22 protein-coding genes and 1 pseudogene are annotated in these 20,470 nt (G+C 34.9%); 13 read left to right on the top strand and 10 right to left on the bottom strand.

Features of this window, described 5'->3' with window-relative positions; translation table 11 throughout:
• The gene (locus GWI68_RS20545; protein ID WP_227336836.1) at positions 1-423 is read left to right on the top strand and encodes a hypothetical protein; all 423 of its coding nucleotides are present in this window, start codon (positions 1-3) and stop codon (positions 421-423) included.
• A 98-nt stretch (positions 424-521) separates the two neighbouring features.
• On the opposite strand, the gene GWI68_RS18820 is transcribed toward GWI68_RS20545, so the two are convergent.
• On the bottom strand, positions 522-776 hold the full coding sequence (locus GWI68_RS18820) for a hypothetical protein (RefSeq protein ID WP_166541095.1): 255 nt from the start codon (positions 774-776) through the stop codon (positions 522-524).
• A 97-nt stretch (positions 777-873) separates the two neighbouring features.
• Positions 874-1,176, bottom strand: a complete 303-nt coding sequence (locus GWI68_RS18825) for a hypothetical protein (RefSeq protein WP_166541283.1) — start codon at positions 1,174-1,176, stop codon at positions 874-876.
• A 61-nt stretch (positions 1,177-1,237) separates the two neighbouring features.
• Between GWI68_RS18825 and GWI68_RS18830 the strand changes: the two genes are divergently transcribed.
• The gene (locus GWI68_RS18830) at positions 1,238-1,741 is read left to right on the top strand and encodes an AAA family ATPase (protein WP_166541284.1); all 504 of its coding nucleotides are present in this window, start codon (positions 1,238-1,240) and stop codon (positions 1,739-1,741) included.
• 151 nt (positions 1,742-1,892) lie between these two features.
• Entirely contained in the window at positions 1,893-2,186 is a 294-nt protein-coding gene (locus GWI68_RS18835) for a hypothetical protein (RefSeq protein WP_166541285.1), read from the top strand.
• Positions 2,187-2,291: 105 nt separating this feature from the next.
• On the opposite strand, the pseudogene tehA reads toward GWI68_RS18835, so the two are convergent.
• Positions 2,292-3,278 (bottom strand): annotated as a pseudogene (tehA, locus tag GWI68_RS18840) (dicarboxylate transporter/tellurite-resistance protein TehA).
• Between the two features lie 229 nt (positions 3,279-3,507).
• Between tehA and osmB the strand changes: the two are divergent.
• The 4 genes from osmB to GWI68_RS18860 all read left to right on the top strand — a co-directional run bounded on the left by osmB (position 3,508) and on the right by GWI68_RS18860 (position 5,759).
• The gene (osmB, locus tag GWI68_RS18845) at positions 3,508-3,729 is read left to right on the top strand and encodes an osmotically-inducible lipoprotein OsmB (protein WP_166541286.1); all 222 of its coding nucleotides are present in this window, start codon (positions 3,508-3,510) and stop codon (positions 3,727-3,729) included.
• A gap of 533 nt (positions 3,730-4,262) precedes the next feature.
• Complete coding sequence (gene ydfG, locus GWI68_RS18850; protein ID WP_109408296.1) at positions 4,263-5,012, top strand: bifunctional NADP-dependent 3-hydroxy acid dehydrogenase/3-hydroxypropionate dehydrogenase YdfG; 750 nt, start codon at positions 4,263-4,265, stop codon at positions 5,010-5,012.
• A gap of 100 nt (positions 5,013-5,112) precedes the next feature.
• Entirely contained in the window at positions 5,113-5,469 is a 357-nt protein-coding gene (locus GWI68_RS18855; protein ID WP_166541287.1) for a DUF1283 family protein, read from the top strand.
• Positions 5,470-5,522: 53 nt separating this feature from the next.
• Positions 5,523-5,759: a DUF1161 domain-containing protein gene (locus GWI68_RS18860; protein ID WP_072068032.1), complete on the top strand. Its 237-nt coding sequence runs from the start codon at positions 5,523-5,525 to the stop codon at positions 5,757-5,759.
• Between the two features lie 290 nt (positions 5,760-6,049).
• Here GWI68_RS18860 and bioD read toward each other — a convergent pair whose 3' ends face one another.
• The 3 genes from bioD to GWI68_RS18875 form a co-directional block, all read right to left on the bottom strand.
• Positions 6,050-6,721 (bottom strand): dethiobiotin synthase, encoded by a 672-nt coding sequence (bioD, locus tag GWI68_RS18865; RefSeq protein ID WP_072068031.1) that lies wholly within the window; start codon positions 6,719-6,721, stop codon positions 6,050-6,052.
• Positions 6,722-6,917: 196 nt separating this feature from the next.
• Positions 6,918-8,129, bottom strand: a complete 1,212-nt coding sequence (locus tag GWI68_RS18870) for an ROK family transcriptional regulator (protein ID WP_166541288.1) — start codon at positions 8,127-8,129, stop codon at positions 6,918-6,920.
• A 129-nt stretch (positions 8,130-8,258) separates the two neighbouring features.
• Positions 8,259-9,173 carry a LysR family transcriptional regulator gene (locus tag GWI68_RS18875; RefSeq protein ID WP_166541289.1) on the bottom strand — a complete coding sequence of 305 codons (915 nt, stop codon included), beginning with the start codon at positions 9,171-9,173 and terminating at the stop codon, positions 8,259-8,261.
• Positions 9,174-9,298: 125 nt separating this feature from the next.
• On the opposite strand from GWI68_RS18875, the gene GWI68_RS18880 reads away from it, so the two are divergent.
• The 3 genes from GWI68_RS18880 (at position 9,299) to tus (ending at position 11,969) form a co-directional block, all read left to right on the top strand.
• Complete coding sequence (locus GWI68_RS18880; RefSeq protein ID WP_166541290.1) at positions 9,299-10,582, top strand: MFS transporter; 1,284 nt, start codon at positions 9,299-9,301, stop codon at positions 10,580-10,582.
• Positions 10,583-10,692: 110 nt separating this feature from the next.
• Positions 10,693-10,863 (top strand): hypothetical protein, encoded by a 171-nt coding sequence (locus GWI68_RS18885; protein ID WP_166541096.1) that lies wholly within the window; start codon positions 10,693-10,695, stop codon positions 10,861-10,863.
• A 176-nt stretch (positions 10,864-11,039) separates the two neighbouring features.
• A complete protein-coding gene (tus, locus tag GWI68_RS18890; RefSeq protein ID WP_166541291.1) occupies positions 11,040-11,969 on the top strand; it encodes a DNA replication terminus site-binding protein in 930 nt (309 codons plus the stop codon).
• Between the two features lie 12 nt (positions 11,970-11,981).
• Here tus and GWI68_RS18895 read toward each other — a convergent pair whose 3' ends face one another.
• Together GWI68_RS18895 and fumC are read right to left on the bottom strand one after the other, a co-directional pair.
• Positions 11,982-12,398, bottom strand: a complete 417-nt coding sequence (locus GWI68_RS18895; protein ID WP_109408302.1) for a hypothetical protein — start codon at positions 12,396-12,398, stop codon at positions 11,982-11,984.
• A gap of 20 nt (positions 12,399-12,418) precedes the next feature.
• Complete coding sequence (gene fumC / locus GWI68_RS18900) at positions 12,419-13,816, bottom strand: class II fumarate hydratase (protein ID WP_166541292.1); 1,398 nt, start codon at positions 13,814-13,816, stop codon at positions 12,419-12,421.
• 580 nt (positions 13,817-14,396) lie between these two features.
• Here fumC and GWI68_RS18905 point away from each other — a divergent pair.
• The gene (locus GWI68_RS18905) at positions 14,397-16,085 is read left to right on the top strand and encodes a YdgA family protein (protein WP_166541293.1); all 1,689 of its coding nucleotides are present in this window, start codon (positions 14,397-14,399) and stop codon (positions 16,083-16,085) included.
• 84 nt (positions 16,086-16,169) lie between these two features.
• Here GWI68_RS18905 and GWI68_RS18910 read toward each other — a convergent pair whose 3' ends face one another.
• Positions 16,170-17,138 carry a VWA domain-containing protein gene (locus GWI68_RS18910; RefSeq protein WP_166541294.1) on the bottom strand — a complete coding sequence of 323 codons (969 nt, stop codon included), beginning with the start codon at positions 17,136-17,138 and terminating at the stop codon, positions 16,170-16,172.
• Between the two features lie 660 nt (positions 17,139-17,798).
• Here GWI68_RS18910 and add point away from each other — a divergent pair.
• Positions 17,799-18,800: an adenosine deaminase gene (gene add, locus GWI68_RS18915; RefSeq protein WP_109408305.1), complete on the top strand. Its 1,002-nt coding sequence runs from the start codon at positions 17,799-17,801 to the stop codon at positions 18,798-18,800.
• A gap of 137 nt (positions 18,801-18,937) precedes the next feature.
• Positions 18,938-19,372: a DUF2007 domain-containing protein gene (locus tag GWI68_RS18920; RefSeq protein ID WP_166541295.1), complete on the top strand. Its 435-nt coding sequence runs from the start codon at positions 18,938-18,940 to the stop codon at positions 19,370-19,372.
• A gap of 99 nt (positions 19,373-19,471) precedes the next feature.
• Here GWI68_RS18920 and GWI68_RS18925 read toward each other — a convergent pair whose 3' ends face one another.
• Entirely contained in the window at positions 19,472-20,461 is a 990-nt protein-coding gene (locus tag GWI68_RS18925; RefSeq protein WP_166541296.1) for a bile acid:sodium symporter family protein, read from the bottom strand.
• Positions 20,462-20,470: the final 9 nt, after the last annotated feature.

Consider the following 20,470-nt stretch of genomic DNA (forward strand, 5'->3'; position numbering starts at 1 on the left):
ATGAGTAGAAGTGGTAAAAATTATACCAAAGAAAAAATAACACGTCATAACATATTGATAAAAAGAAAAAATCACCCTATTCGTCTTTTTGTTAAAAGTTGGGATTTTTTAGGAAAACTACTCCTTAGCCTTTTTATTTTTATCCCTTTGATTTATGCATTAAGTGATCATGGAGATAAATTTATTTTAATGATTGTTTATGCTTGCCTTTGTACTCCGTTATTTCCATTTGCTAAAAGATGCAGTGATAATATACTGCTCCACTATTTTTCAAAATATACCTTTAATGAATATATTAATAACTCAGGTGCTAGAGGTGGGATAATATTTTACATTATCCTAATTATTCCATTTATTATTCCATTGGCAATAGGCTATTTTATTTATCAGATCAAAAAATATAATTCAAAACATCACATCTAATTATAGAAACTCATGCATTTACTAAAATTATGTTTTGATAAAAACAGATGATATGAGGTAAACAATAAAAAAAGAAATACTACAGATATTTTCAGTTTTCAGGGATATATTTTCCAATCTAAGGAACAAAAACCTTCGACAAAATCGAGTAAGTCTAAAATAGTGTCTTCATCCTCAATAACTCGTAATTGATTTAAACAATCTCGCATTATATCTTGAGTCATTCCATTGTATTTATAGGATAAAAGTAATTCCCTTAATACTAGTAAATCTCGATTTAAAGCAATGCCCTTTTGTATGTCATCAACGAGAGCTTGCTGTTGCTGGTAGTATTGCTGTTTTATTTTATCCATATCTAACCTAAACCTGTCTTTTTACCCTTTTATTTCTTAACTCATTAATAATCAACAATAAATTAGCTTTATTCTGACTCTACTGGCTTTATAAATTTCAAAATGCTTTCCATTGATCTTGGTATTCTAATGGCACTAACTCTTTGTTATAAATTTTATCGTGATAAATCACGCGTCCATCATGTCTACATTGAGGCACCGTCACAACACCAGCCTCAAAAGTGGCATGGCGCCAATCTTCTTTAATTAAACCGCGTCGCCATAAGCGATAATATCGATTTGCTTGTGACTCTAATTCACTTTCTTTTAAAATAACTGTTAGTGGTGCAAATAGTTGTTGCGAAAGGTGATATTTTTCCATCAACCAACGTTTATTTCTTTTGACTAGTTTTCTTTTCATCGTTATTAGCCCTATTTCCCCTTATACTCTTCTTATCTTAAAGCAACTTATTGAAAAAGAAATGAAGATTTGCATTATGGGCCCTTCTGGCGCAGGGAAAACAACGCTATCTAAAGAACTCGCTATCGCATTATCTTTACCTGTATATCCGTTTGATGCCATTTATTGGGATATGACTGGAGATGAATTCCATAAAAATAGTGAGAATTTTATAACATCTCAAGTAAATGCTATTAGAGAAACAGATAAATGGGTCGTTGAAGGTGCTTACGACAAACGTTTATTACCCTTTCTTAATGACTGCACTGTTATTTTTAGAATAGACATTTCTTATTGGAAACGTGTTAATTACTTAATAAAGCGTTTATTTATTAATAGAATTAAGCGCCAATTACCTAAAGAAACATTAGTGAATACGTGGGAACTTCTTTGCTTTTCAAAGAAATATGATAAGCGTTTAGATGCTTTCTTTAATAACCACTCTGAATTATCTTCAAAAGTGATTGTTATTAATGATATTTCTTTATGCGTAGAAATATTTAATAAGAAATTTAAAAATAAATAGATAATTAATAATGTCACATTTTTTAAATATTAATGAGTTATTTACCTATATGTGTATTTATCTATTTCAATTTATCGCTATAATTTAAAATCTTATCTTTATAAAAATATCATTACTCATTGTGTGCTTTATTTGACAAGGAAAATAAATAATGAAAAGTAATATGATGTCTTTTACTTCTGCATTATGTTGGTTAAGTTTTTGGTTTGGCTCTGTTCTTGTAGGTGCTTCATGGTTATATGCAAGATTACAAGAAAAAGTATTTTTAACTGGATTAGATAAAGGGTTTTTAGAATTAACATCACCAGATCCCACAGTGGCATTGATGTTATCGATTGGTATTATGATGGTTGCGTTAGGTTTGATTTATGTTCCTTTATATTACTCTGCCATGTTTATCGGTAATACTGTCGCTATTTTAAGCAGGAAGCCTATTAGAATTTAATACATGATAATATTAGATTTCTAACTTATTTTTTTGATTATTCCCTGTATTAAACAAAAAGAGCCTAATTTTTTACTTAGGCTCTTCTCCTTTTTTGAGTGATATTCATACCACTTTAGAAGGGCTATATAATTGTTTCAATCCTTTAAAAACCCATAATAATGAATGAAAAATAAGTAATAAAATAATGGCATTAGCAAAAACAAATAAAGCCATTGATAATAACTGCATGAAATGACTATTAGATGTCATGCTCATATTTAATGAGGCTTTTGCTAATGCTGAAACACCAAAAGAAAAACTCCAAAATGGTAATGAAAACGGTTGTTTCACAAACCAAGGAATTAATCTCATCATAAATAAGAGTTGTAATAACCCATAACCTAATAACATTTTTGCGAAGAAATCGATATGGTTGTCGTTGATAGCCAAATAAGCACTACAGGCAACCAAAGCGGGTGCTAATTGAATACCAAATGATAGCCGTGATTTTTCATCCATTAATCCTTCACTACGTATTCTTTTTAAAATAGCAGGTTCTAAACTTTACCACGAAAATACGCCAGCCCCAAAAAATAAAATACCCAAATCATTAAAACCAAATGCACCACATGCCATGGCACAGATAAAGTTATTAGCGACAGTTGGTAAATATAACACTGGTGTGGTCGCCATTTTAGGATATTCACCCTTCCATTGATAACCAATCAACCAACTGGAATACCCAAGCTGGGCAATTGCTCCGATGCTAAACAGTATCAAAGAAAATAAAGGTAAATATGGGCTTAGTCCTATCGAGACTAAGACTGTCGTTGCGGGAAATAAACTAGTAAATCCACTGGCAACCGGATGTTTAATTTCATTAAGAATTGCTTGTCGATGAAATAGCCATTTACTAAGCAAAAACAGCGTAAGCATTAACCAAACCAAGCAACCCACACCAATAAATATTTCACCAATATAAGCTGGATAATTATGCTCTTTAGCTGCATAGCGCCATGCCATTCCCGTACCAATCATCCCTAATACAACACCAAAATAGCCTGATGCAAACTGTGAAGAGAGTGCTTTTAATTTATTTATCAATATCATATTGTTACGTTAACTCATGTAAATGACATAATACATTGATGCTTTATTCTGAACATCAAATAATAATAGAGATAATAAAATTTATTTTTATAAAATGCATTTAAAATATGTGTTATCAATAACAACTCATTTTAAGACTATTCCCTTTTTGTGTTCCCGAATATTCTGATGCTTGTATGAATACGATAACGATATCTTTATATTGTCCTTTATTTTGGAGTTTATAAAAATGAATATCATGCTAAAAAAGATTGGAACACTGTGTGTCGCTTCTGTTCTACTTTTTTCTCTTGCTGGCTGTTCCAGCATGACAAAACGCGACCGTAATACAGCAATTGGAGCCGGTGCAGGTGCTATTGGTGGCGCTATTTTAACTGACGGTAGTGCATTGGGTACTATTGGCGGTGGTGTTTTAGGTGGCGTTATTGGCCATCAAGTTGGTAAAAAATAACCTTTCTATCCTTATTCTCTGCTAGACTGGGTCTTCATTATTTCGGCTCAGTTTAGCAACGAGTCACAATCAGATAATCTGTATTTATTTTGGTGTGATATGAATAAATCGTTTCTCTTTCAATTAAAAAAAACTTTCGTCGTTTTATATAAGTCGTTTAGTGATTTGATTCATATCGTAGTGACCCTTATTTTGTGTTACTTCTGTTTTCTTTTATCACCCACCTTGGTAATAGCCGTAATTGGCAGTATCATTATTATTATCACCCTATTTTTACTTAGTTTATTTGTTTTTCCGTGATACAAGGCATTCTCTTTGTCTCCCTTATTTTTTAATCAAAAATTGACTAAATAAACACCTCTTGTTCTGTCAGTTAAAAACAAAAATACAAGTTACTATTAAAGATAAAAATCTTTCACATCATAAAAGAACCTTGTTTTTAGGCTGATTTATCACAATCCTTACTTTTAAACTTGACTCTTTTTAGTGATAGCCTTTTACTTTCAATTATTATAACTATCGAGGGTAATTAAATGATTATTTTTATCACGGGTGCTTCTGCTGGCTTTGGTGAAGCCATTGCTCGTCATTTTATCAGCCATGGACACAAAGTTATTGGTACTGCTCGCCGTTTAGATAAGCTTAATAACTTACATAAAGAGTTAGGTGAGCAATTTTACCCATTACAGTTAGATGTTACAGATAAAAAAGCCGTTAGTGAGGTTTACACTCAATTACCTGAAAAATGGCGCGAAATCGATGTGTTAGTGAATAACGCTGGTTTAGCGTTAGGCTTAAACACCGCAGATAAAGCCAGTCTCGATGATTGGGATACGATGATCGAGACGAATAATAAAGGTCTTGTTCATGTTACTCGTGCCATTCTTCCTTTGATGGTGGAAAGAAACAAAGGCCATATCATTAATATTAGCTCAACCGCTGCATCCTGGCCTTATATGGGAGGTAATGTTTATGGGGCAACTAAAGCTTTTGTTAAACAATTTAGCTTAGGGTTACGAGCTGATCTACAAGGTAAAAAGGTACGTGTTACCGATATTGAACCTGGCCTTGTTGGTGGTACCGAGTTCTCATTAGTTCGTTTTAAAGGTGATAGTGACAAAGTTGAACAAACGTATGCAAATGCAAATGCGTTAACCCCAGAAGATGTTGCAGAAGCCGTGTATTGGACAGCAACATTACCTGCCCATGTTAATATTAATACCTTAGAAATGATGCCCGTTAGTCAATCATTTGCCGGGTTAAGTGTTCATCGTCAAAACTAAACGCACTGAAAAATCATTTTTTATTAAGGCATCAGCTATAATTATTAAGATATAATAGTCATTGACAGTAATAGCGACATAACTTTAGAGGATAGCAACTATGATCAATACACTAACTAAGAAACCAATGGTAAGAACCGTATTGTTCTCCTTATTTCTTGGTTTATCTGTGTCTTCTTTTTCTTCTATTGCCGCCTCTACCAATGTAACCATTAATGGTAATGGCTATGACAATGTCTTAGATAAAGAACAAGCTCGACAACTGAAAGAAGACTGGGATCAAAAGCGTGAGCTTCGGACTCAAGTCAATCAGCGAGAAAAAATTGAATTTAATAAAGTAGATAAAGCCATTGATGAGCGAGATGCTTGTCTGAAAAGTGCAAATGTCTACGCTTATTGGGAGCCTGAAACCCGCCGTTGTTTAGACAGTAATACTGGGCGCCCTGTTAATCCATAAGAAAATCGTGTAAAACAGTGATGTTTTGCGTTGTAAAACAAGGAGAATGTAATATGAAAAAATATATCTTTGCAGTAATGGCAACCCTCGTAGCATTTGCCCCTTTAGCAGCAAATGCAGGTTGTGATGAAGTCGTTGAATCTATTCAACAAAAAATCGTTAATAACGGTGTGCCCGCAGCTAACTTTACTTTAACTGTCGTTGAAAACGACCAAGTTGCACAAACAGAAGGTAAAGTGGTAGGCACTTGCGAGAATGACACTAAGAAGATCATCTATACTCGCCATTAATGTACTGCTGATAAAAACTTGTAATTAAAAAAGGGCGCAATTATTAGCGCCCTTTTCTTTATCATTCAATATGAATGAGTATCTTACTGATTTAAAATCATTTTATTTATTTTTTTCCATATTTACTTTAATTCTGTCGTTTTTTTTCATCATTATTCCAGTTTTAAGCAAAGTTCAGAAAAAACAAAAACACCCAATGAATTTACTCATCAGGCGTTTAAAAGTAACAAGTTTGGCTCCGTTAAAAAACAGGCAACTCAATCCACTTCGTTACTTATTTATATTCTCTCTTAAGCAGGTACAGCGATTTCCAACTGACTTAAATCAAGGTAACAAGAGAGATCACGTTCTTCAGGACGTAATAAATACGGGATTTCACCAATCAGCGGCGCAGGAATATGCTGAGACAGCCTTTCCACAATTTTCGCATAATAAGGTAATCCTGGATTTATTCTGTTAGCAACCCAACCGACTAATTTCAAACCATCGTTGATAATAGATTGTGCTGTTAATATTGAGTGATTAACACAGCCTGGTTGAATACCAACAACCAAAACAACTGGAATTTGTTCTTTTACCACCCAATCAGAATAAAAGGTATTATCATCGAGTAGATAACGCCAACCGCCATTACCTTCGATAACAACACACTCTGCTTTTTTACTTAAATTATCGAGCTCATTTGAAATTTTATTAAAATCAATTTCATTTTCGCTAACATAACAATTATCAAGCAAAATAGGATTAATTTCGTCGTAGCGAACTTCAACTGGCGATGAATTATGAATAATCATTGCATCACGATTACGCTCACCATCAGCCGTTTCATGTAATTCTGTTGCAATAGGCTTATAACCCACTGCCGTTGACCCGCCACGATTTAATGACTGAAGAAGTGCTCGGGTTACAACAGTTTTACCCACGTTGGTATCTGTCCCCGTAACAAAAAAGCGTGTTAACATATAATTTACTTCCGTTATGACAGATAAATCAGGTTCATAAAAAATGACAGAGATTAGAGTTTAGGGTAACACTGTTTCTGGTGGCTTGAGGTAGCTCAATTTTTTAGTTAATTGGTCGAAAATAGAGAATTCGTTAATGATCAATTGAGGTATTTACGCTTGCAAAACACTTCTGTTACGATTTTTTGCACTTCATTTAGCCTTGCATCAACTCAATTAACAAAGAACCGTTGTACAGAGCCTCTTTAACCAATGAGGCTGCTGGTAAAGTACCTTTATTTCTTAATTCTGTTTCTTCAATAATTAATGATTGGGCGTAACGAGGCATGGCCTGATTTTGAACATGACTTAAAATCAATGGAAAAAGAATAGATTTAGCTCGACAAAGTGGCGAACCAATTAATATTTTTTGTGGATTAAAGATATTAATCATCACAGAAAGAATAAAACCTAATCGCTGTGCAACTAAATGCACGACTTCAAGGGCTTGTTTATCTCCAACTAATATTGCATCACACAATGTTTCTATGGTAATAGGATATTTGTTTAGCAACGAGGTGGGATCTTCTTGTGCCAATAATTGAGCTTTTTTAATTAATTGAGGAATAGCAATTTCGGTTTCTAAACATCCTTTCGCCCCACAATAACAGCTATTTTCAGAGTCGATGACTTTAGTATGCCCAATTTCAACCGCACTGTGACTATGAGAATGTAATGTCCTCCCATTACTAATCACTCCGGCACCAACAATGTCATCAATGACAATTTGCAAAATATCTGTATTGTTTTTTGCCGCACCATATAAAGATTCAGCCATTGTCCAGGCCGTGACACTATGCTGTAAGAAAACAGAAACGCCTGTTTTTTCATGAATTTTATCAGCAAGAGGAACATCTTTAATATCATAATAAGGAGAACTATGAATAACCCCACTAATGGGATCAATAATCGCATTCATAGTAATACTTATGGCCGTCAGCCTTTCAACATGTGATTGATAGCGTTCGAAAAATTCATCAATAGCAAGTAAAAAATGAGTAAGAAAGTTATCACTGTTCTCTTTAGGAAAATCAAACGTGTCTTCAGTAACAAGTTTACTGTCTAGTTCTCTTAAACTAAAAAGTAAATTACCTTTATTGACTCGGATACAGAGAAATTGCCACCCTTGGCTTTCTAATTTTAATCCGACCGCAGGTCGGCCACGAAATCCCACATCCGGAAACTCTGTTTCATGAATAAGATGAGCTTCAACTAATTCCCGCGTAATTTTGGTAATACTCGCAGGAGCCAGTTCTGCTTTTTTTGACAGTGAAATACGGGAAATGGGGCCATGTTCATCAATCAAACGAAAGACTGTGCCAAGGTTAAACTGTTTCACGTGATCGATGTGGCTAGGTTGGTTCCCCATTGAATGTCATCCTTAATTAAGAAGCCATAATTAATTCGAGGCTCCAAATAATTCATTACCGATTATGTCGTCAATTTGTGATAATTGTACAATACTTACATAAAAAGCGTGATCAAAAACACAGATAAATCAATATTTTTGGTGATCTAAGATATTTTTTAACAACAATTGCGTTAATCGATTTGCTGCCGCGGGTATTGTGCGTTTTTTATGAGAAACTAACCAAACTTCAGAAAATGCTTGTGAATTAGCGAAGTGTAAATAATGCACACCATCGACTTTCATTCGAGTAAAAGATTTAGTCACAATTGAGATGCCTAGTCCTGCAGCAACTAACCCTAAAATCGTCATAGCTTCACCGGCTTCTTGTGCAATAGTTGGCGTAATTCCTGACAAACTTAGTAATTGAATTATTTCATCATAAAGGGCTGTACCAACATCTCTTTCAAAGAAAACAAAAGGATACTGCCCAATATCTTGAATATTAACGCCTGTTTCTTTGTAAGCAAGTAATGGATGCCCTTCATAAACAGCCAAAATAAAAGGCTCTCGAAACAATAGCTGGTGGTGTAAATTTTCGGGTAACGTGGTGTTTCGCATGATACCCAGATCAATACGCCCTGTAAGCAATGGTGATATTTGTTGCTTTGTATTCATTTGATGCATATGAATACCAACTTCAGGATAATTTTCTCTAAATTGCCTTAAACTCAACGTTACTAAATGCATAAAAGGTGTCGTTGATGTAAAACCTATAGATATTTCACCTAACTCACCTTTTTCCATTCTAGCTGCACGTGTTGCAGCGGCGTTGACCTGCGCCATAATTTGGTAAGACTCTTTTAAAAACATTTGACCTGCTGGTGTTAGTGCAACAGAACGATTAGTTCGCTCTAAAAGCCTGGCTCCTATTTCACTTTCAAGTGCTTGTATTTGTTGGCTCAGCGGTGGTTGAGAAATATTTAATCTTTCTGCTGCTTTGCCAAAATGAAGCTCTTCCGCTACAGCAATAAAATAACGTAAATGCCTCAATTCAATATTCATATTTCTCTCACTTTAGCATTGATACTTTAAAAGTCTTATTTCTAATGATTAATATATTAGACAAAAAAATCAAATATTTCTAACATTGACATAAATCAAATTTAAGTAATGGAAGTTTAATCAATATGGATACTCACGAAATAGACAGTAAAAGTATGAGCTTAGGCACTGATATTTCAGACAATACATCATGTATAGAAAAGCCAGCTCATCGCCAATCTAACCCAAAACACTATATTCAACGTGATGATGCACTGTATATAAAAGTGACAGTGTCATTTTTTATGGTGGGTTTAGCGACATTTGCCTTACTCTATTTTGTGCAACCCATATTGCCAGTGTTATCTAACGAATTTTCTGTTAGTCCAGCAACCAGTAGTCTAGCGCTCTCACTTTCAACCGCATTAATGGCATGTGGTTTATTAATCACAGGTCCACTTTCAGACGCTTTTGGGCGTAAAAATGTCATGGTCATTGCATTATTTTGCGCTGCATTTTTTACATTATTAAGTGCAACAATGAATAGTTGGACAGGCATCTTAATTACTCGCGCCTTAGTGGGGCTTTCATTAAGTGGCGTTGCTGCGGTGGCAATGACTTATTTAAGCGAAGAGATCCACCCTGCCTACTTAGCTCTATCAATGGGGTTATATATTAGTGGTAATTCTATTGGTGGAATGAGTGGTCGTGTTATTACTGGGGTATTAAGTGATTATTACTCTTGGCGTTTATCTGTCGTTATTCTCGGTATTTTTGCCCTTTTTGCTGCGATTACTTTTTGGAAGATATTACCTGCTTCAAAGCACTTTAGACCTACCACATTAAAACCGCGCAACCTTCTTATTACCACAAAATTGCATTTTAGAGATAAAGGATTACCTCTGTTATTTATCGAAGGTGGTTTATTAATGGGCGGATTTGTCACTTTATTTAACTACATTGGCTATCGTTTATTAGATGCCCCCTATTCATTAAGCCAAACAACTGTGGGATTGATTTCCATTGTCTATTTAAGTGGCACTTATAGTGCATCAAAAGCGGGATTACTAACCACTAAATATGGTTTAGGTAAAGTATTTATTGCGGGTATCTCTATGATGTTAATAGGTATATTGATTACCTTAATTGAATCATTGCCAGTTATCTTCGTCGGTATGCTTATCTTAACAACAGGTTTCTTTGCTGCACATGCAGTCGCAAGTAGTTGGGTTGGTCGCCGTGCAAAACGAGGACGAGCTCAAGCCTCTTCACTTTATCTTTTTACTTACTATGCGGGCTCTAGCCTTGCAGGTACTCTAGGGGGATTATTCTGGGTGAGTTTCGGTTGGTTGGGTGTAGGATTATTTATAGCTCTTTTAATGTTAATTGCCTTATTAATAGCATTACACTTAAACAAAGTTGCCCAGTAAATTCATTGATAATGAATAAAGTGCAAAAGCGGATTAATACGGTTTAATGTTGTCGATTTTGCACTTCTTTCTTAAGGTATAAACTTATTCTTTAAGAAGGAACAACGATTATGCCAATTATAAAACTATCCGTTACTCTGCTATTTCTCTTTTTTACATCTCTTACGAGTGCGTTTACAGAACACTGCCCACCAACAAAACCAGATTGTGATGTTACTCATGATTCATTAGCACAACAGAGTGAAAAACAGACTGTCTTTGATTTAAAAACCATCAAATAATCCCTTTTTAGGAAAAACACCATCCTAATATGCCCTTTTTACGGTATACTGTATAAATAAACAGTATACCGTGTTTTTGACATTTCCCTCTGCTAAGCGATGTACTTTTCACTGAATTTAATGTATTGTTTTAAATAAAGGCTAATTGTATGTTGTAACTAAATAAGGATATTAAGATGAGCAAATATGATTTAATTGAACAATTTAATCTCTGTTTTAAGCAGTTAGAGAACGAGATAAATACTCTGACAGAAAAGCTACAAAAACTAACATTATTACCTTCTGCTGTTTTTGAATTACCCGATGTAACGAAAGAAGAAGAACATGATGATGTTATACACGTGACGGTGTCACCTAGTTATGATGAAGAGGCCCGCGAGATTGCCTTAAAACTAATGGCCAACCTATTTATTTATGATAATGCACCGCATATCAGCAGTAAGCGTGCTATTCGTTTACCTGGTGTGCTTTGCTTTAGTACCAGTAACAATGAATTTAAGTCAGTAAAAGAAGACGTTGAACGTATTAACTCATTAAAAAAACAGCTTTCTGATATCGTGACTAAAAAATCTGGGATTTCTAAAGAAGAACGTTTTGATTTTGTTCATAATCAGTTAAAAGGCTTAATTACGCTAAATGCTTATCGCACCCTCACCTTGTTGTCTGATCCTGATACTGTACGTTTTGGTTGGGCAAATAAAAATATTATTAAAAATTTAACGCGCAATGACGTACTGGCTCAATTAGAAAAAAGCCGTGAAGCCAATCGTGCAGTTCCGCCATATACCAGTGAACAATGGGCAGAACGTATTGATAAAGAGATAATCACCCTTTCTCAATTACCTGAAAATGCAAAATTAAAAATAAAGCGCCCTGTAAAAGTACAACCTATTGCTCGTGTTTGGTACTCGGAGCTTCAAAAACAAGTACAATATGCTTGCCCATTGCCTTTATTGGCTTTCTATATTGATAAAGAGAGCGATTTTAAACCGATTATTGGCGAATTACCTGATTATGATGCCGATAACATTCAAATTCGCCATCGCCCTAAAGCTAAGAAACTACAACTGATTATTCCAAGAATGCATTTATATCTTGAAATATAATCAATTAAAAAGTTAATTAATGAGCTTAATTGAACTTCCTTTAAGAATTTGTATGAGATAATCATTAATATGAGCAAATTGATTATCTTCAATTTTCAAATCAATAGAGATCATGAGATTATTCTTTAATACAAAAATAATTTTCTCTCGTGTTAATGTAATATGTTCAAGGCTATTAATGGCTTCTATATCAGATAAATGCGTCATTAAACCGATGGAATTATCAATATCTTCTTCTTCCTCATCAAATCTTGAAAGAATGACAAAGTGCTCAGGTGAAACAGGATCATCCCCTATTCCAATAATAGTAACATCATCTTCAACGTAACAATTTACTTCGGTTGCAGTAAAAATAATTTCTTCATTCATTATTGTCGTCCCAAAACGATCTAAAAATCCCGCCATGATAGCGGGATTTAATTTCTGCATTAAATAAGTGTTATATACACTTATTTTTTCATGCTACCAACCATATCTTCTGGACGAACCCAGCTATCAAATTCTTCCGATGTGAGGTAGTTCAGTTTCAGCGCAGATTCTTTCAGCGTTAAGCCTTCTTTATGCGCTTTTTTCGCAATTTCAGCTGCTTTATCGTAGCCAATATGCGTATTTAATGCAGTCACTAGCATTAATGATTCATGCAGTAATTTATTGATACGCTCACGATTTGGTTCAATACCAATTGCACAGTGCTCATTGAAGCTACGCATACCATCAGCCAGTAAACGAACTGATTGTAAGAAGTTATCAATGATCATTGGACGATAAACGTTCAATTCAAAGTTACCTGACGCACCACCAATATTAATAGCAACGTCATTACCCATTACTTGAGCACATAACATTGTTAATGCTTCACACTGTGTTGGGTTAACTTTACCTGGCATGATGGAACTACCTGGCTCATTTTCTGGAATAGCAATTTCGCCAATACCACAACGAGGGCCTGATGCTAACCAACGCACGTCATTAGCAATCTTCATTAATGAAGAAGCCAGACCTTTTAATGCACCATGTGAATGAACTAATGCATCACAAGTTGCTAAGGCTTCAAATTTATTAGGCGCAGTGACAAATGGTTGACCTGATAATTCAGCGATACGTTTAGCCACACGAACAGCATATTCAGGATGAGTATTTAAACCTGTTCCAACGGCTGTACCACCCAGTGCTAATTCGCAAACATGAGGAACAGAGTCATCGATATGTTTGATGTTGTGCTCAAGCATAGCAGCCCAACCAGAGATCTCTTGGCCTAATGTCAGTGGTGTCGCATCTTGCAGGTGAGTACGACCAATTTTAACGATGTCATGGAAAGCTTCTGCTTTCTCTTTGAATACTTTCAGCAGTGATTTTAATTCTGGCAATAAATCCTGACGTAATGCAATAACAGCAGCGACATGCATGGCAGTTGGGAACACATCATTTGAACTTTGACTTTTATTAACATCATCATTCGGATGGATTTTGCGCTCCATGCCACGGATACCACCAAGTATCTCACTACCACGGTTAGCTAACACTTCATTCATATTCATGTTTGATTGAGTGCCAGAACCGGTCTGCCAGATTGCTAATGGGAATTCAGTTGGGTGTTTACCTGCAAGCACTTCATCTGCGGCTGCGATAATTGCATCAGCGCGCTCTTTTGGTAATAAACCTAAATCCATGTTAACACCAGCGGCTGCTTTCTTTGTGATAGCAAGCGCATGGATAAGTGCAACAGGCATTTTCTCAACTGAAATACGGAAGTGTTCAAGAGAACGCTGCGTTTGAGCTCCCCATAACTGGTCAGCTGGTACTTCGATTTGTCCCATTGAGTCTTTTTCAATGCGAGTGGCTGCCATTTCAATCTCCTTAAGTACACAGAATAATTGATTAATTCCGAATCACTTTCTAGTAAATAACTCGGATACCAGTATCATGCCATAAACAGAATAATAAATATGAGAGCTAAAGCGAGCTTATGAAATTTATAACAGAATGAAATCTGTTGATTTTTTGGGGAAAGTACGATTAGCAATCTTATTTTATTGCCAATGTTATTATTTAAGCTTTCATATTTATATCCATACTTATTATGAGCCTTTATTATTCATCATAAATAGAATCACATCACAATTAAATATTGTCTAAATCGAAAAATGAGTAAAAAAAGAGAGTTTTAATGATTATTTGAATTATCTTATAAATCATATCCATTTTGCTTTAAACTCATTATGTTAGCGAGTAACTAAGTAAGTTCTGATTGCGATTTTATTCCACTAAATCTATATTTACAGTTAATATAGGTGGCGATGTATATATGTGGATTATCTATATTTAAATTTAGTAAAATTTATCACCAATTTATCGGGTTGTTTAAGGGTTACAAAACAGCCTTTATAACGTACATCGCCAGATGTACACAGAGGATGGACTAGAATTATGAAGAAATCGCTTGTCGCTGTTGGTGTTATCGTCGCACTAGGTGTTGTTTGGACTGGTGCGTCGTGGTACATGGGCAGCAAAATTGAAAGTCGCTTACAGGAAGAAACGAAACTAGCTAATGTCCAATTAGCGCAACTTGCTAAAAATGCACAATTTGGCGCTGATATTAAACTTGAAATTCGTGACTATAAAAAAGGGGTATTCACCTCTAATGCAGACTTTGCTGTCGTGATTTCAAAAGATGCTAGTGAAGTCGTTGAAGACCAGGATAAAAAAGTAGAAGAGATTATCTTCACTACTGATATTGATCACGGCCCATTCCCTCTTTCTGATTTGGCTAAATTTAATTTAGCACCAAAATTAGCGGCCATGAATAATACGTTGGTCAACAATGATACAACTAAAGAATTATTCAAACTGACTAAAGATAAATCTCTTTTTGATATCCATACATCTTTAGCTTTTGATGGTGCAGTATCAGGTGAAGCTAAACTAAATCCTATCGATTTCGCTGAAAACGGTGGCACAGTTAAAACGACACCATTAACAATTGAATTCTCATCAGATAAAACCGCAACCAACTTCACTACCTCTGTAAAAGGTGATCAAGTTGTTGTGACTAAAGATGGCGAAGAAACTTTCACAATTAAAAATATTGCAGGTTCTGTTGCTGGAACTAAAGTTAACAACGATCAATATTTATTTAATGAGCAGTTATTAAGTTTTGCTGAAATTGCACATACCAGTAAAGACAAAGCCTCTGATTTTTCACTGAAAGATTTTTCTCTGACAACCAAAAGTGATATCAAAGATAAGCTCTTTAACATTTCTCAAACTTATTACTTTAAGTCACTGAATGTTGCAGGACTTGAATTTGGTGCAGGTAAATTCGGCTATTCAATTGATAAAGCTGATACTGATGCAATGTTGCTATTAACCAAAGTTTATAACAATTCGTTATTACCTTGGAATAAATACCATTATGGCAACGATGATATTGTAGAAAAAGCCGTTCGTGATGTACTGGAGAAAGGCTTAGTTTTCCGTATCGATGAAGCGTCTTTAACCAATAAAAGCGGTGTAAGTAAACTAAACTTTAACTTAGACTTAAATGCGTTTAACGTTAAAGTATTAGAAAGCCAAGAAAAATCACCAGCAGAATTATTTAACTATCTGTTTAAAAACATCGATTTCAATATTGATTTATCTCTTCCAATGTTAGCTGAGTTCCGTAACACCACTCAATACCTTGATGCAGCTCGTTACCAAGAAACCGCATTAACTGATGAAGAGAAAAAAGAAATTGAAACAGCAACAGCGACTGATATTGAACAGTTAAAAACTGAATTACAGCAAAATATCAATCAAATTTCTCAAGATGAGAAAGATGCATTACCTCTGATGCTACTTGCACAAGATGGTAAAGCATTAAGCCTGAAACTGAACTATGCTGCTGATAAATTTACCATGAATGGTAAAACCTATACTTTTGATGAGTTTATGGATGTTACTCAAGCTCCTCAAATGTTAGGTTTAGCCGCTATGTTATTCGGCATGGGTGCATCATCTTACGATTACGATGATTCTGATTATTCAGAAGAAGGTTATCAAGAAGAGATGACTGAAGATCCAGCGATTATCGAAGAGCAAGAAATCTTAATTCCTGAGCAACAACCAGCACAATAATTAAGTTTCTGTTAAAATAAATAAGTAAATAGAAACACCCCATTTGTCAAAACACAATGGGGTGTTTTTTTCTTCGTATTTTAATTAACAATCACAATCTTTAGCTGGAAGATGACGGTTGCCCCATTCATCTTTACAGCAAGAATCAATGGTTTTATTAATTATTCCTGCAAGTGTATTTACTGTTGAAATAATAGAAGTTAATTGTTCACAAACATGACCACAGTTAGATTTTTTATCATTCGGTTTAGGAATGTTTGGTAGTGTTAAACTATCACAGAGGATCTCTTGTAACACTAGAGAGAAATTCGCAATACCTGTAGTGTAAATATAAGAGCGCCCCCCTGTCTGCTCTGCTAAACGCACATACTCTTTTGTTACACGATCTCTATCAGCCACACTTGGGAAACGATCGAGGTTCGTTGCACTATCGTCTGGCGTTCCTTGGTAGGTATATACTTTGACTTTTTCCTGTTGGGCAACGGCAATCGCTTCATCATTTTTTATCTTTGCTGCGTTGGTCAATACACCTCCGCCACCTTCCATACCTTCATCACCCAAAACAAAAACTGCACGACGAGCACCATCACGCCAATCAAAATATTTACTTAAATCAATCACTGCTCGGCATAAATCTTCTTTATTACCCGCATGATCACGTCCATCAGCTTCTTTAAAGGGTTTTCTTGCCTGCAAACGACTTTCGGGTACACCTAATGCTTTTAAGTAGTCACTCGCTGATTGATCAAATTTAGTATCATCCCATGTACCTTCAATACCTAAAAAAGTTACCCGAAGTTTTGATGGGCAATTTTCCAGCGCTTTTTGTATTGCAATATCAATATCTTTACTCAAATCTAACGACTCATCAGCCATTGAACCACTGGTATCAATTACAACAACTAGATCTAATGCAATTGCACCATCACCAGTAACGACTTGCGATCCATAAGTGAGATTATTTGCCGATGAAGGAGGTAGTATTTTAGAAACTAATTGGTGTTGTATTGCATTATCTCTCTTTCCAAGATTTAAATTTGAATTCTCATTCATATTTATACGCCTTAAGTTTTAAACAATTAGGATTTAATTAAAAATAATTATTATGTAAATAATTATTTGCTGTTAAATATATCCATCAAACAGCAATTTATTATGGCGTCAATTTTCTATTCTTTATTCCTTATTTAATAAAAGAGATATATTGTTTTTTATTTTAATGAATAAAATATAAGCATAAATAATTTTTTATATTTATAAAAACATCTCACTATCGTTTACTCAAAAGTATTAGAAATCATAAAATGAGTAACTCATTGGGTAAAGTGATAAGAAAATCAAGATTTAAACTATTTTTTGCTTAACCTCCACCTTCAAATCTATCAGAATAATTGATAAGATATTTCAATTATTATGACAACTCTGTTTTCAGCTTAATTTTTAATGTATCAGTTATCTTGATAATACACGTCAATTGCATTGAATATTGTAGCTAATAAATAAACACCTCTCTTTTTCGCTTTCTATTTTTTAACTTAAAATTGAGAAAAAATGGCATTTTTAGTTTTAAAAACAACCAATTTAAGTTTATTTATTAGTGAATAAAATAAAAATCAGTCATAATAATCTGCAACTCATTTATATTTACCCGATTATAAGAAAATCACTATAAACGATAGATTTTCATTATTTCTATTAAAAGGAAAATAACACGTGATTGACACACAGTTGCCTTTAACCGATTTACATCGTCATTTAGATGGTAATATCCGCCCACAAACTATTTTAGATTTAGCAAAACAACACAATATTGCGCTCCCCGCTTATGAATTAGAAGCTTTGCGTCCTCATGTGCAAATTACAAAAAATGAGCCAAGTCTTGTGAGTTTCTTACAAAAATTAGATTGGGGAGTAGCAGTTTTAGCAGACTTAGATGCGTGTCATCGTGTTGCTTATGAAAACGTGGTGGATGTGGTTAATGCGGGTATTGATTACGCTGAACTGCGATTCTCTCCTTATTATATGGCAATGAAGCACCAGTTGCCTGTTGAAGGTGTCGTAGAAGCCATTGTTGATGGTGTACAAAGCGCACTGCAATCACACGATGTAGATATTCGTTTAATCGGTATTTTAAGCCGTACTTTTGGTGAAGATGCTTGCCAACAAGAATTAAATGGATTGTTGAAACATCAAGATAAAATTACTGCGCTCGATTTAGCGGGTGATGAATTAGGTTTTCCGGGTCACTTATTCCAACCTCATTTTAATCGTGCTCGTGACACAGGCTGGAATATTACAGTTCATGCCGGTGAAGCAGCAGGTGCTGAAAGTATCTGGCACGCAATTAAAGAATTAGGCGCAAGTCGTATCGGTCATGGTGTTAAGGCTATTGAAGATCCTCGTTTAATGGATTATCTCGCAGAGCATCAAATTGGTATTGAATCTTGCTTAACCTCAAACATTCAAACCAGCACTATCAATTCACTAGCAGAACATCCTCTAAAAACTTTCTTAGAGCATGGCATTATTGCATCGCTTAATACAGACGATCCTGCTGTTGAAGGCATTGAATTAAAACATGAATATAACGTTGCAGCACCAGCTGCGGGATTAACACCAGAGCAAATTCGCCAAACTCAAATTAATGGTTTAAAAATGGCGTTTATTAGCCAAGCTGAACGTGACGCATTAATTAAAAAAGTAAGCTTACGTTAATATTTAATGCTTTTTTCATCAAAACCATCTGTTAATCAGATGGTTTTTTTATATTCATAAAAAATAGATAGGATCATTAATGACGCTTAGACTAAAATTAATCTTCGTCAGAGATTATTTATCATTAAGGAAGAATTATGTGGAACATTCACCCAACAAGAGGTCATTATAAATTATTATCTCAATACTTATCGCCGCTTGATGCTTCAATTGAAGCAGGACTTCTCCAATCTGAAGGTATTGATGCTATTCTTTTAGATGAAAATATTGTTTGGAACAATCAGGTTTATGCTCAAGCAACCGGAGGTGTAAAACTGCTCGTTAATGATAAAGAATTTGAACAAGCACAAACCATACTTAATGAGCTTTACCAAGGTAAATATAATATTAACGATCAACTAGAACCGATTGATTGTGAATTAGAGACAACGGTAAAAAATAATAAAACAGATTATTTGAACATAGGTTTTGTTTTCTTAATTTACTTTGTGTTAGGTTTACCTCTTCCGTTAAAGTCACAACCTTCTTCATTGCTAGATAAAAAAGAAAACAACAAAGATCATAGTGAATAAAAAAAGCATCGATAAATAATCAAATCGATGCCTTTTTTATATTTGGCTCATAATCAATATTTAAACAATACTATTAATTATCCATCCAACTTAAATATGTTATTTCTTTTCAGCTTCTTTAGCTTGATTAGCGTAGCGCTGTGCTAATACAGCACAAACCATTAATTGGATCTGATGGAATATCATTAATGGTAATAACATTACCCCCACCGTTGCCGCAGGAAATAACACGTTAGCCATTGGTACACCATTTGCTAAACTCTTTTTAGAACCACAAAAAACAATGGTGATCTCATCGTCTTTATTAAAACCAAGCAACCTTGCACTGTACACGTTCACAAAAATGACAATCGCTAATAAAATACAGCTCACTACAGCAATCGTTAGTAACGACCAGCCGTCAATTTTATGCCAGATCCCTTCAACAACAGCTTCACTAAACGCCACATAAACCACCAGCAAAATAGAAGAACGATCTGTTCTATTAACTAATTTCTTATGCTTATCAACCCAACGACCAATTAAAGGGCGAGATAAATGACCAATAATAAAAGGCACCATTAATTGCAGTAAAATCGACTGAATTGCTCCAGCAGTATCAAAATCATCTGCTGAGCCTTGCGTTTGCATTAAAAAACCCACCAGCACCGGTGAAAGAAAAACACCTAGAATGCTCGATGCTGATGCACTACAAATAGCTGCGGCGACATTTCCCCCTGCCACAGAAGTAAAAGCAATGGCGGATTGAACGGTTGCAGGAAGAGCACAAAGGTATAAAAAACCCATATAGACTGTTGGTGACATCCATTCAGGCACAATCACTTGTAATCCTAGCCCCAAAATAGGGAAAAGAATAAAAGTGCTAGCAAATACGGTTAAATGTAATCGCCAATGCCCAAGCCCTGCCAGTATTGCCTCTCTAGAGAGCTTTGCACCATGCAAGAAGAAAAGTAGCGCAATAGCGCCTGTTGTTAGATATTGAAACAGGACTTTAATATCCCCTTGTGCGGGTAGTAGCGTTGCTAGGGTTACCACACAAATCATTATCATGAGAAAAGGATCAAGTTTTAATTTTTGCCACCAAGACATTAGATTTAG

This window comes from Proteus sp. G2669, from assembly GCF_009915245.1.
Lineage (GTDB): Bacteria > Pseudomonadota > Gammaproteobacteria > Enterobacterales > Enterobacteriaceae > Proteus.

What these genes read in the sequence shown, in the direction of transcription:
- GWI68_RS20545 (WP_227336836.1), top strand. Translation starts at nt 1, where the DNA reads ATGAGTAGAAGTGGTAAAAATTATACCAAAGAAAAAATAACACGTCAT.
- GWI68_RS18820 (WP_166541095.1), bottom strand. Translation starts at nt 776, where the DNA reads ATGGATAAAATAAAACAGCAATACTACCAGCAACAGCAAGCTCTCGTT.
- GWI68_RS18825 (WP_166541283.1), bottom strand. Translation starts at nt 1,176, where the DNA reads ATGAAAAGAAAACTAGTCAAAAGAAATAAACGTTGGTTGATGGAAAAA.
- GWI68_RS18830 (WP_166541284.1), top strand. Translation starts at nt 1,238, where the DNA reads ATGAAGATTTGCATTATGGGCCCTTCTGGCGCAGGGAAAACAACGCTA.
- GWI68_RS18835 (WP_166541285.1), top strand. Translation starts at nt 1,893, where the DNA reads ATGAAAAGTAATATGATGTCTTTTACTTCTGCATTATGTTGGTTAAGT.
- osmB (WP_166541286.1), top strand. Translation starts at nt 3,508, where the DNA reads ATGAATATCATGCTAAAAAAGATTGGAACACTGTGTGTCGCTTCTGTT.
- ydfG (WP_109408296.1), top strand. Translation starts at nt 4,263, where the DNA reads ATGATTATTTTTATCACGGGTGCTTCTGCTGGCTTTGGTGAAGCCATT.
- GWI68_RS18855 (WP_166541287.1), top strand. Translation starts at nt 5,113, where the DNA reads ATGATCAATACACTAACTAAGAAACCAATGGTAAGAACCGTATTGTTC.
- GWI68_RS18860 (WP_072068032.1), top strand. Translation starts at nt 5,523, where the DNA reads ATGAAAAAATATATCTTTGCAGTAATGGCAACCCTCGTAGCATTTGCC.
- bioD (WP_072068031.1), bottom strand. Translation starts at nt 6,721, where the DNA reads ATGTTAACACGCTTTTTTGTTACGGGGACAGATACCAACGTGGGTAAA.
- GWI68_RS18870 (WP_166541288.1), bottom strand. Translation starts at nt 8,129, where the DNA reads ATGGGGAACCAACCTAGCCACATCGATCACGTGAAACAGTTTAACCTT.
- GWI68_RS18875 (WP_166541289.1), bottom strand. Translation starts at nt 9,173, where the DNA reads ATGAATATTGAATTGAGGCATTTACGTTATTTTATTGCTGTAGCGGAA.
- GWI68_RS18880 (WP_166541290.1), top strand. Translation starts at nt 9,299, where the DNA reads ATGGATACTCACGAAATAGACAGTAAAAGTATGAGCTTAGGCACTGAT.
- GWI68_RS18885 (WP_166541096.1), top strand. Translation starts at nt 10,693, where the DNA reads ATGCCAATTATAAAACTATCCGTTACTCTGCTATTTCTCTTTTTTACA.
- tus (WP_166541291.1), top strand. Translation starts at nt 11,040, where the DNA reads ATGAGCAAATATGATTTAATTGAACAATTTAATCTCTGTTTTAAGCAG.
- GWI68_RS18895 (WP_109408302.1), bottom strand. Translation starts at nt 12,398, where the DNA reads ATGCAGAAATTAAATCCCGCTATCATGGCGGGATTTTTAGATCGTTTT.
- fumC (WP_166541292.1), bottom strand. Translation starts at nt 13,816, where the DNA reads ATGGCAGCCACTCGCATTGAAAAAGACTCAATGGGACAAATCGAAGTA.
- GWI68_RS18905 (WP_166541293.1), top strand. Translation starts at nt 14,397, where the DNA reads ATGAAGAAATCGCTTGTCGCTGTTGGTGTTATCGTCGCACTAGGTGTT.
- GWI68_RS18910 (WP_166541294.1), bottom strand. Translation starts at nt 17,138, where the DNA reads ATGAATGAGAATTCAAATTTAAATCTTGGAAAGAGAGATAATGCAATA.
- GWI68_RS18920 (WP_166541295.1), top strand. Translation starts at nt 18,938, where the DNA reads ATGTGGAACATTCACCCAACAAGAGGTCATTATAAATTATTATCTCAA.
- GWI68_RS18925 (WP_166541296.1), bottom strand. Translation starts at nt 20,461, where the DNA reads ATGTCTTGGTGGCAAAAATTAAAACTTGATCCTTTTCTCATGATAATG.